This window comes from Acidimicrobiia bacterium (assembly GCA_035948415.1).
Taxonomy (GTDB): Bacteria; Actinomycetota; Acidimicrobiia; order IMCC26256; family PALSA-555; genus PALSA-555.
On record DASZJD010000119.1, the window covers coordinates 1 to 9,250 of the forward strand.

Annotated in this window: 9 protein-coding genes; 2 read left to right on the plus strand and 7 right to left on the minus strand. The window is 70.5% G+C overall.

Features of this window, described 5'->3' with window-relative positions:
* The 7 genes from VG869_15960 to VG869_15990 form a co-directional block, all read right to left on the minus strand.
* Positions 1 to 399, minus strand: a 399-nt coding sequence (locus VG869_15960; protein HEV3452679.1) for an SDR family NAD(P)-dependent oxidoreductase, incomplete at its 3' end; no start/stop codon positions are given.
* A 179-nt stretch (positions 400 to 578) separates the two neighbouring features.
* Entirely contained in the window at positions 579 to 2,093 is a 1,515-nt protein-coding gene (locus VG869_15965; GenBank protein HEV3452680.1) for an adenylate/guanylate cyclase domain-containing protein, read from the minus strand.
* Between the two features lie 60 nt (positions 2,094 to 2,153).
* Positions 2,154 to 3,326: an acyl-CoA dehydrogenase family protein gene (locus tag VG869_15970; protein ID HEV3452681.1), complete on the minus strand. Its 1,173-nt coding sequence runs from the start codon at positions 3,324 to 3,326 to the stop codon at positions 2,154 to 2,156.
* A 63-nt stretch (positions 3,327 to 3,389) separates the two neighbouring features.
* Entirely contained in the window at positions 3,390 to 3,938 is a 549-nt protein-coding gene (locus VG869_15975) for a hypothetical protein (GenBank protein HEV3452682.1), read from the minus strand.
* Positions 3,928 to 5,547, minus strand: a complete 1,620-nt coding sequence (gene cimA / locus VG869_15980; protein ID HEV3452683.1) for a citramalate synthase — start codon at positions 5,545 to 5,547, stop codon at positions 3,928 to 3,930. The genes VG869_15975 and cimA overlap by 11 nt, the downstream gene beginning before the upstream one ends.
* Positions 5,540 to 6,460 (minus strand): branched-chain amino acid transaminase, encoded by a 921-nt coding sequence (locus VG869_15985; protein ID HEV3452684.1) that lies wholly within the window; start codon positions 6,458 to 6,460, stop codon positions 5,540 to 5,542. The genes cimA and VG869_15985 overlap by 8 nt, the downstream gene beginning before the upstream one ends.
* A 15-nt stretch (positions 6,461 to 6,475) precedes the next feature.
* Entirely contained in the window at positions 6,476 to 7,468 is a 993-nt protein-coding gene (locus tag VG869_15990; protein HEV3452685.1) for a 3-isopropylmalate dehydrogenase, read from the minus strand.
* A gap of 286 nt (positions 7,469 to 7,754) precedes the next feature.
* On the opposite strand from VG869_15990, the gene greA reads away from it, so the two are divergent.
* Together greA and VG869_16000 are read left to right on the plus strand one after the other, a co-directional pair.
* Complete coding sequence (greA, locus tag VG869_15995; protein HEV3452686.1) at positions 7,755 to 8,225, plus strand: transcription elongation factor GreA; 471 nt, start codon at positions 7,755 to 7,757, stop codon at positions 8,223 to 8,225.
* Positions 8,222 to 8,890 (plus strand): DUF429 domain-containing protein, encoded by a 669-nt coding sequence (locus VG869_16000; GenBank protein HEV3452687.1) that lies wholly within the window; start codon positions 8,222 to 8,224, stop codon positions 8,888 to 8,890. Before greA ends, VG869_16000 begins: the two co-directional genes overlap by 4 nt.
* Positions 8,891 to 9,250 lie beyond the last annotated feature (360 nt).

Consider the following 9,250-nt stretch of genomic DNA (forward strand, 5'->3'; position numbering starts at 1 on the left):
GTCCCTCCGCTCGAGCATCCCCGGCAGCGCTGCCATCGAGAGATACACGGGCGCGAAGAAGTTCACCGCCATGAGCCGCTCGATCTCCTCGACCGAGGTCCGGGCCGCATTCTTGTGAATGCTGATGCCGGCGTTGTTGACCAGGATGTCGACCCGGCCGAAGCGGGCCTCGGTCGCGGCGATGATCTCGTCGCACGCAGGCCGCGAAGACACGTCCGCAGGCTGGGCGATCGAATCGGGCGAGGACACTCGGCACGTCTCAACGACCTCGGCGAGCCGCTCAGCCCGACGGGCGACTGCCACGACACGGGCGCCGCGGCCAGCCAGGTCGGTAGCGATGGCAGCACCGATACCCGAGGAGGCACCCGTCACGACGGCAACGCGGCCCCTGAACACCATCGCCGAAGGGTACCGAGCGATCAGTTCCCGCCGCCGAAAGGTCAGGCCGGTTCGTGGGCAGTTCGAGGCCTCTCCGAGGTCGAATGCGCTTGTTGGCGCGCCACGAAAATCGCCCGCCCTGCAAGAGGGCGGAAAGGCCAGCAGCTGTTCGGCTCGCTGCTCAACTCCAGGCTTGAGGGTCAGGTTTGAATCGCGTATAGGTCCCAGGTTCCTGGTATTCCTCGGAGTTCGTGGGGTCCGCGGTCAGCGAATCGGAGGCCCGAACCAGTGACCAGGTCCGTGACGGTTCGTGATACCCAGACGCTGGTGGGTTCCGCCAACGCCGTAATCCGGGCGGCGATGTGGACCGCGATGCCGCCGATATCGTCGCCGCGGACCTCAACTTCGCCGGTGTGGATACCGCTGCGAACCTCAAGGCCGAGTTGGTGGGCGGAGTCTCGAACCGCGCAGGCGCATTCGATGGCCCGTGCGGGACCATCGAAGGTGGCCAGGAACCCGTCGCCCATGGTCTTGATCAGGCGCCCTCGATACCGAGTGAGTTGTCGACGTGCCGCGTCGTCATGGCGATCAAGAAGGTCGCGCCAGGCTTGATCTCCAAGCTCGCTGGCCCGGGAGGTCGATGAGGCGATGTCACTGAACAAGACCGTGGTGAGGATACGGTCGGGTGCCGGGCCGCTGCGCACACCGGTCAGGAACTCCTCGATCTCATCCAAGGCCACGCCAGCCTGGTCGGCAGCCCACCAGTAGTCATCGCTCCCGGCGATCTCGACCAGCGCCGCCCCAGGCACGTGCTCGGCGATGTAACTGCCCGCACGGATGGACGGGTGGTCGGCAAACTGGACGACGAGCGTCGGGACGCTGATCGTCGGCAGAATGGCACGAACGTCGCTCTCGAATGCCACCCTCAAGAGCGCCCGCGCCGTGCCAGGACTCGCTCCCCGCTGACCGGTCTGTTTCCACCATCGGCGGAACTGCTCGTCGTTGGCGGCACTCGGGGCGAACTGCGCCACCGACTCGACGGTCAGGTCGCCATCCGACGGATTTGTTGTGTCGAGGAACTCTTCGACGACCTCAGCCGAGAGTCCTATCGGGTAATCGACAGCCACGAGCGCACGCGCAAAGCCGTTGACGATGATCAGCGCCCGGACACGCTCCGGATGCGTTGCGGCCATCAGCAAGCCGACCGGGCTGGCCTCCGCTGAGGCCAGCACTGCCGCCTCCGTCGAACCAGCGGCATCCAAGACCGCCAACGCGTCCATGACCCACTGTTCAAGCGTGGGCGGGACACGGGGCGCGACCGGGTCCGACAACCCGATCCCCCGCCGATCGAACCGAAGCAGCCTCGCAAACGACCCCAGGCGAGCCATCCCACGAGCCAAGCGGGGCTCATCGTCCATGGTGTCCACCGGAATGAACCCGTCCATGATGACGATCAGATCCCGCGGGGCGTCACCCAGAACCTGATAGGCGATGTATGCATCGCCGCTGTTCGCGTAGCGGATCTCCCCACCCACCGCCGAAGCCTTGATCCCATCGCACGACACGTCAAGACCATGACAACCCAGAAGCCGCACGCCGCACCGGCACCAGCAAAAGTGCTCGTCGACCGCGCCAAAGCCGACGATCGCGAGTGGGCCCGGACAATGCTCGGCGACGTCCTCAACGATTACCGCCAGCTCGGAATGCCAATCCACGCGCCCATGACCCAGGCGCTGTTTGGCTAGAGCGCGCCGATCGTCAACCCGCGTTCGCGTTCAGCGCGGCCCGCCACCACCACCGACGACGCCGTCGAGCAGGGCTCGGGCGATGACGATCCGCTGAATCTGGTTGGTGCCCTCGTAGATCTGGGTGATCTTGGCGTCCCGCATCATCCGCTCGACCGGGAGGTCCCGCGTGTAGCCGACGCCGCCCAGGACCTGGACCGCGTCGGTCGTCACCTGCATCGCGGTGTCCGACGCGAACAACTTCGCCATCGCCGACGCCGAGGCCACCCCGGGGGCCCCCGAATCGAGCAGGGAGCAGGCCCGGTAGACGAGCACCCGGGCGGCCTCGAGACGGGTCGCCATGTCCGCCAGCATGAACTGGACCCCCTGGAAGTCGGCGATGCGGGTCCCGAACTGCGACCGCTCGGTCGCGTACCGCGCGGCGACGTCGAGAGCACCTTGGGCGATCCCGACCGCTTGGGCGCCGATGATGGGCCGGGAGCCGTTCAGCGCCTCCAACGCGTACCCGAACCCGGCGTTCTCCTCGCCGATCCGGCGTCCGGCCGGGACCCGCACCTCGTCGAGGACGATCTCACCGGTCGGCGAGCCGCGCACGCCGAGCTTCGTCTCGAGCTTGCCGACCGAGAACCCGTCGAGGCCGGCCTCGACCACGAAGGCACTGATGCCGCGCCCGCCGGCGGCGACGTCGGTCTTGGCGAACACGGTGTAGAAGTCCGACACCCCCGCGTTGGTGATCCAGGACTTCCGGCCGGTCAGCACGTAGTCGTCGCCGTCGCGGACCGCCCGGGTGGTCATCGAGGCGATGTCGCTCCCGGCCTCCGGCTCCGAGAGGCAGTACGACCCTTGCCAGTCCCCCGCCGCCACCCTCGGGATGACGTGGCGCTGCAGATCGGGTGAGCCGTGGGCCAGGATCGGGGCCGAAGCCAGTCGGCTGATGATGACGAAGAGGGCCGAGGCCGCGCAGACCCGCGCCACCTCCTCGACGAGCAGGGCGTAGGCGACGCCGTCGCCGCCGTCGCCGCCGTGCGCCTCGGGGTACGGCAGCCGGACGAACCCGGAGTCCCGGTAGGCCAGGAAGGACTTCCACGGGAACTCGGCCTGCTCGTCGGCCTCGGCCGCGTACGGGGCGATCTCGTCCTCGGCGAAGCGCCGCAGGGCGGCCCGCAGCTCCTCGAGTTCCGGCGACAGGACGAAGCCATCCATCGCCGGCGGATCGTACCGTCGTTACCTGACACGCGTGTCAGCAATGGGCTCGGGCGAGCCGGGCTACTGGTCGCCGGGCCGCCAGGCCGCCCGCAGCTGGGCCCGCAGCTCGAGGGCCCGACGGCGCCCCACCTCGGGGGGGAGGCGCAGGCCCTCGAGGTCGACGGCGTCGCAGATGGCCCGACGGGCGGCGTAGTCGTGCTCGGCGCCGGCCACGGCCCGAGCCCGCCAGACGGCGTCGTCCGGGTCGCAGCCGCCGAGGTACCCGAGGAGGTGCGCCGCGCACTCGAGGTCGGCCAGCACCGGCGCCCGCCCGTACGACGCGGCGCGCTTCATGGCCAGCTCGCTCACCACCGCCACCGCGTCGCCGAGCCGCTCCTGCGGCGCCAGCGTCAGACGGGGCGCGAGGCGCTCCGCGAGCTGGAGCGCGTACCCGACGTTCGGGCCGGGGACGCCGAGCAGCCGGCCGCGAGGCTGCCCGAAGGCGACCTCGTCGCCGGGGCGGTCGGGCAGCCACGGCCGCGCCGCCGGCATGGACACGCCCGGCGCCAGGTTCTGCGCCTGGCGGGGCTCGTCCTCGAGGGTGGGCGCGACGAACGGGTCAGCGGCCATCCGGGTGCTCCTGCTCGGCGGCGAGCAGGAGACCGTAGACGAGCGAGTCGTAGAGCGCCTGCCACGACGCCTCGATGATGTTCTCGCTCACCCCGATGGTCGTCCAGGTGCGGTCCCCGTTCGTCGTGTCGATGAGCACGCGTGTCACCGCGCCGGTGCCCTTCTCGGTGTCGAGGACCCGGACCTTGTAGTCGGTGAGGTGCACCCGGCCGAGGGCGGGATAGCGGCTCCCGAGGGCGCTGCGCAGCGCCGCGTCGAGCGCGTTGACGGGGCCGTTGCCCTCCGCGGTGCGCACCAGGCGCTCGCCGCCGACGTGGACCTTGATCGTCGCCTCGGTGCTCAGCCCGCTGTCGAGGTCGTCGGCGCGCAGGTCGTCGGTGATGACCCGGAACGACTCCATCCGGAACCACGGCTGCTCCCAGCCGCTGGCTCGGCGCATCAGAAGCTCGAGGGAGCCGTCGGCGACCTCGAAGTGGTAGCCCTCGTGCTCGAGGCGCTTCAGCTCGTCGACCACCTCGTTGACCTGCGGCCCGTCGAGGGTCAGGCCGAGCTCGTTCGCCTTCAGGAGGATCGTCGATCGCCCCGCCAGCTCGGACACGACGAAGCGGGTCCCGTTCCCGACCTGGTCGGGGCCGACGTGCTCGTAGGCGTCGGGGCGCTTGGCGATGGCGCTGACGTGGAGACCGGCCTTGTGAGCGAAGGCGGAGCCGCCGACGTACGGCGCCTGCGGGTTCAGGGCCATGTTCACGAGCTCGGCGACGTGGTGCGCGACCGGGGTCAGGCGCTCGAGCCGGTCGCGGGGGATGGTCTCGACGCCCATCTTCAGGGTGAGGTTCGGGATGATCGTGGTGAGGTTGCAGTTGCCGGTGCGCTCGCCGTAGCCGTTGATGGTGCCCTGCACCTGGATGGCGCCGCCGCGGACCCCGGCGAGGGCGTTGGCCACGCCGGTGCCGGCGTCGTCGTGCAGGTGGACGGCCACGCCGATGTCGGACCCGAAGTAGCCGACGACCTCGCGCACGGTGCGCTCGACCTCGTCGGGTAGGCAGCCGCCGTTCGTGTCGCAGAGGACGAGCCGCGACGATCCCTGCTCCGCCGCCCCCTCGAGGACGCGCAGCGCGAACTCGGGGTTGCGCCGGTAGCCGTCGAAGAAGTGCTCGGCGTCGAAGAACACGTCGAGCCCGCTGCCGCGGAGGAACCCGACCGAGTCGGCGACCATCGCCACGCCCTCCTCGAGCGTCGTCCCGAGGGCCTCGGTCACGTGGTAGTCCCAGGCCTTCCCGACGATGCAGACGGTCGAGGTGCGGGCCTCGACCAGGTGGCGCAGCGTGTCGTCGGTGTCGACCTTGCCGGTCGGGCGGCGGGTGGACCCGAACGCCACGAGCGTCGCGGTGCCGAGGTGCAGCTCGGTCTCGGCCCGGCGGAAGACCTCGTCGTCCTTCGGGTTGGCGCCCGGCCAGCCCGCTTCGACGAAGTCGACGCCGAGCCAGTCGAGCTGCTCCGCGATCCGCAGCTTGTCGTCGACGGTGAGCGAGATGCCCTCGAGCTGGGACCCGTCGCGCAGCGTGGTGTCGTAGATCTCGACGCGCGCGGGAAGGTCGCGGTCACTCATTCGCCGGCTCCAGCCAGTCGGCGTACTCCTCGACCTGGCCGTGGACGGCGGCGAAGTAGGTCTCCTGGATCTTGCGCGTGATCTCGCCCGGCTCGCCGATCTCTCGGTCGTCGACCTCGCGGATGGGAACGACCTCGGCGGCGGTGCCGCTCAGGAACGCCTCGTCGGCGAGGTACAGGTCGGTGCGCAGCAGCGTCCGCTCCGAGACCTCGTAGCCGAGGTCACGGGCGATCGTCATCACCGAGTCGCGCGTGATTCCCTCGAGGGCGCCCGCGGACAGCGGCGGCGTGACGAGGGTGCCGTTCTTGACCACGAACACGTTCTCGCCCGTCGCCTCGGCGACCGTGCCGGCCGTGTTGAGCAGGATCGCCTCGTCGTAGCCCCCGTGCAGGGCTTCGACCTTGGCCAGGCTCGAGTTGATGTAGATCCCGGTCCCCTTCGCGGCCACCGGGTTGATGTTCGGGTCCATGCGCCGCCAGGTCGAGATCTTCATGCGGACGCCGCGCTTGAGGCCCTCGTCCCCGAGGTAGCTGCCCCACGGCCACACCGCGATCGAGACGTTGACGGGGCACGGCAGCGGGTTGAGGCCCATCTCGCCGTAGCCGAGGAAGGCGATGGGGCGGATGTAGCACGAGTCGAGCCGATTGGCGCGCACCGTCTCCTTCGTGGCCTCGACGAGCTCCTCGACGGAGTACGGCAGGTCCATGTGCAGCAGCATGGCCGAATCGTGCAGACGCCGCATGTGATCGGTGAGCCGGAAGACCGCGGGTCCGCGCGACGTCGGATAGGCGCGGATCCCCTCGAACACCCCCGAGCCGTAGTGGAGGGTGTGCGAGAGCACGTGGACGGTCGCGTCGTCCCAGTCGACGAGCTTGCCGTCCATCCAGATCTTGTCGGTCTTCTCGATGGGCATCTGCCCCACCCTCCTCTAGACACCTTCGGCGATGGCGTCGCCGATCTCGCTCGTCGTCCCCTCGACGTCCTCGGTCTTCGACACAGCGTCGCGCACCCGCGCCGCCTCCTCGTCCGCTCCCAGGAATTCCAGCATCATCGCGGCCGAGATCACCGCCGCCCGGGGATCGGCCCGGCCCGTCCCGGCGATGTCGGGGGCCGACCCGTGCACGGGCTCGAAGAGCGAGGGCCCGGTGCGGTCCGGGTTCAGGTTGGCGGACGCCGCCCGGCCGATCCCGCCGGACACCGCGCCGCCGAGGTCGGTGAGGATGTCCCCGAACAGGTTGTCGGTGACGATCACGTCGTAGCGGCCAGGGTCCTGCACGAGGTAGATGCAGGCGGCGTCCACGTGGTGGTAGGCGGTCTCGACGTCATCGAACTGCCGGCCGACCTCGGTGAAGACGCGCTGCCACAGGTCACCCGCGAAGGTGAGCACGTTCGTCTTGTGCACCAGCGTCACGTGCCGGCGATCGCGGGATCGGGCCAGCTCGAACGCGTACTCGACGCAGCGCTCGACGCCGTGGCGGGTGTTCACCGAGCCCTGCGTGGCGACCTCGTGGGGGGTCCCCTTCCGCAGGAAGCCGCCCTCCCCCGCGTACACGCCCTCGGTGTTCTCGCGCACCACGACGAAGTCGAGCCCCTCATGGCGCGGGCCCGGCGGCGCCAGGAACGGTCGCAGGTTCACGTACAGGTCGAGCTCGAACCGGAGCGCCAGCAGCAGCCCCCGCTCGATGATCCCGGGCGCGACCTCCGGCACGCCGACGGCGCCGAGCAGCACCGCGTCGAGCCCCCGGATGGTGGCGAGGTCGGCGGGCGGGAGCACCTCGCCGTCGCGCTGATAGCGGGTCCCGCCGAGGTCGAAGACGACCGGCGTGTACCCGACGCCGGTGGCGTCGAGCACCTTCATGGCCTCGGCCACCACCTCGGGGCCGATCCCGTCGCCCCCGATGATCCCGATCCGGTAACTCACGTCCTCTCCTGCTCCGCGATCCCGCCCCAATGAAAAACCGCCCACCGAGGTGGACGGTCGGGGGCAGACGCCGGGTCCGGCGCCTGCTACTCGATGACGACGATCGCGGTGAGGGGCTGCATGGGCCCACTAGTGTCGCAGGACCGTCCGGTCGGGTCAAACGTAAAGCGGCTCGCGCCACGTCAGCGCCCTGCTCGCGCGGCTCGTGCTGATCCGACCGTCGACGCCAGTCGTCGGGTCGTTGCGACACCGTTCGGCGCGGCACCTCCCGGGTACGCTCCACCGAATGGATGAGGTGCACCTCACGCGTGACGCTCGCGATCGTCTCCGTCAAGAGCTCGATGAGCGCACGACGACGAGGCGGACCGAGATCTCGCGCTGGCTCGAGCGGGCCCGCGAGCACGGGGACATCCGCGAGAACGCCGACTACGACGCCGCGAAGAACGAGCAGGGCCACAATGAGGCCCGGGTCCGCCATCTCGAGAGCCTGCTGCGCGCAGCGGTGATCGTCGAGAGTTCGGACAGCGACGTCGTCGCACCGGGCACGATCGTCGAGATCCGGATGGACGACGACGACGCCAGCACCGAGTACCTCGTCGGGTCGATCGAGGAGCGCCACGCGAGCATCGACGTCCTGTCCGTGTCGTCGCCGCTCGGAAAGGCGTTGCTCGGGGCCAGTCCGGGCCAGGTGGTGGAGTACGCGGCGCCGCGCCGCACGTTCCAGGTCGAGGTGATCCGCGTCCGGCCGGCGGAGTGACGCGCGTCCTTGGTGTCGACGGGTGCACGCGCGGCTGGGTGGCGGTCGCGCTCGTCGACGGCGAGTTCGCGGACGCTCGGCTCGCGACCCGCTTCGGTGAGCTCGTCGACGACCCCGCGGTCATCGTCGGCGTCGACATCCCCTTGGGCTCGGCCGGCCCACACCGCGCCGCCGACGCCGCCGCGCGGGAGCGGCTCGGACCGCGGCGCGCGTCGGTGTTCCAGCCGCCGCCGCGGGAGGTGCTCGACTTCCCCGACCACGCCGCCGCGAATGCCGCCTGCCGCGCGCGGTACGGCCACGGCGTGAGCGCGCAGGCCTGGAACCTGGGCTCGAAGATGCTCGACGCCGAGCCGCACTGGCAGGCCGCAGCAGCGCGGATCTTCGAGGTCCACCCGGAGTTGTCGTTCGCCGCCATGCGCGGGGTGCCGCTGGCGCGCTCGAAGCGAACCTGGACCGGGCTTCGCGACCGAGCCGCGCTGCTCGACGCCGCCGGCGTTGTCATCCCTGATGAGCTCGGGCCGGCCGGCGACGCCGGCGCCGACGACGTGCTCGACGCCGCCGCGGTGGCCTGGTCGGCCGCCCGCATCGCCGCGGGGCGGGCACGCTGCGTGCCCTGGCCACCGGAGTGCGACGACGCGGGTCGCCCGGTGGCCATCTGGTGGTGAGCAGGAAGCCCGGTCCGAGCGGCTGGAATCGGAGGCCGTCGGCCCGGCGTTCGTCCTCCTGCCGACGGTGATGAGCCGGGCACGGCGTCACGCCGCGTCGACGCAGCCGACGAGCGGAACGCCGAGTCATGGGCTCGACCGACGACATCGGCTCCTGGGCGAGCGTCGAGCGAAGGCGATACCTTCTTCCACGAAGCGTGGGGGTCGATGGGAATGCGCAGGGTCGTCGGGTACGGCCTCGGCGCGCTGGTGGCCTGTGGCTTCGGCTATGCGCTGTGGTCGGTCAGCGGCGTCGCCAGCGCCTGCGACACGTCGACGGGCGCGGGCTGCAGCACGCCGCCCAGCACGCAACCATCACCG

Excerpts from the sequence above, each read along its gene's own strand:
- greA (HEV3452686.1), top strand. The coding sequence starts at position 7,755 with ATGGATGAGGTGCACCTCACGCGTGACGCTCGCGATCGTCTCCGTCAA.
- VG869_15985 (HEV3452684.1), bottom strand. The coding sequence starts at position 6,460 with ATGCCCATCGAGAAGACCGACAAGATCTGGATGGACGGCAAGCTCGTC.
- VG869_15970 (HEV3452681.1), bottom strand. The coding sequence starts at position 3,326 with ATGGATGGCTTCGTCCTGTCGCCGGAACTCGAGGAGCTGCGGGCCGCC.
- cimA (HEV3452683.1), bottom strand. The coding sequence starts at position 5,547 with ATGAGTGACCGCGACCTTCCCGCGCGCGTCGAGATCTACGACACCACG.
- VG869_15975 (HEV3452682.1), bottom strand. The coding sequence starts at position 3,938 with ATGGCCGCTGACCCGTTCGTCGCGCCCACCCTCGAGGACGAGCCCCGC.